This is a genomic window from Ligilactobacillus acidipiscis DSM 15836, assembly GCF_001435755.1.
In the GTDB taxonomy this organism is placed as follows: Bacteria; Bacillota; Bacilli; order Lactobacillales; family Lactobacillaceae; genus Ligilactobacillus; species Ligilactobacillus acidipiscis.
Genome location: NZ_AZFI01000314.1, coordinates 1 through 862, shown reverse-complemented (window position 1 = coordinate 862; position 862 = coordinate 1). Strand labels below are relative to the sequence as shown.

The following is an 862-nucleotide window of genomic DNA, read 5'->3' as shown; positions in this document are numbered from 1 at the left end:
AATCAACCTTTCCAAGGGACCATTACTAAATAATGGACCCTATTTTTAAAAAATCTTTCTTTTGTTAATCTACTTTATTATTAGATAATTGCCGATCTACACCTATTAAGTAAAATATGCTTAAAATTAAGATAGGAGTGAATATAAGCAGCATTACTCCTCGGTTGTTGCTTTCCACATTAGTAGAATTTTTAAGGGGTACTAAATCAAAAAGAAAATGTAAAAGGATCGGTAGGCCTAAACCGTTTGTTGTAATACGCAGTATGACCAAAAATGTTCCTAGTGAAAAAGTATAAAGTATTTGTTGAAAAACAGCTTGAGGATTTCCACCAACTAAATTAAATATATGTAAAATTCCGAATAAAAATGATGAATAGACCGCTGCTTTAGTTAACTTGTATGAAGAACCTTCATACATACCAAGATTAATAAAGCCAGACAAAAATAGACCACGTGTAACGGATTCTTCTAAAATTGCAGAGGCTAATGCGCCTATTGTACTTATCAGAAAATAGTGAGAATAAACGACCTGTAAAATATTTTTAGGCACATTACCTACCAAAATTGCAACAATAACCATAATCAGTGCTAGCATACCCGTTTGAACATAAAAGATGANCTGCACTAGCTTGTAAGAAGTGGGCTTGCCCCCCCCCTCTTAACTCCCCCTTACGGGCAAAAATTGGCTGTTCTTTTGCGCCAAATTTTGCAAAGAACGAGGCGCTTTTTAGCACACAAAAAGCCCTCAGAAAACTGAGGACCTTTGTGATCATTTCCAGTTAGTGGGTTGTATGGAAAAAGCCACAAAAAGCAAAACTTAGGATTAAAGTAAATTTGCTTTTCATGACTTTAGAAATTCTAT

1 protein-coding gene is annotated in these 862 nt (G+C 34.5%); it reads right to left on the bottom strand.

Annotation, left to right across the window (positions count from 1 at the left end; translation table 11 throughout):
• Nucleotides 1-64: 64 nt before the first annotated feature.
• Nucleotides 65-580 (bottom strand): CPBP family intramembrane glutamic endopeptidase, encoded by a 516-nt coding sequence (locus FC65_RS12970; protein WP_420864796.1) that lies wholly within the window; start codon nt 578-580, stop codon nt 65-67.
• Nucleotides 581-862 lie beyond the last annotated feature (282 nt).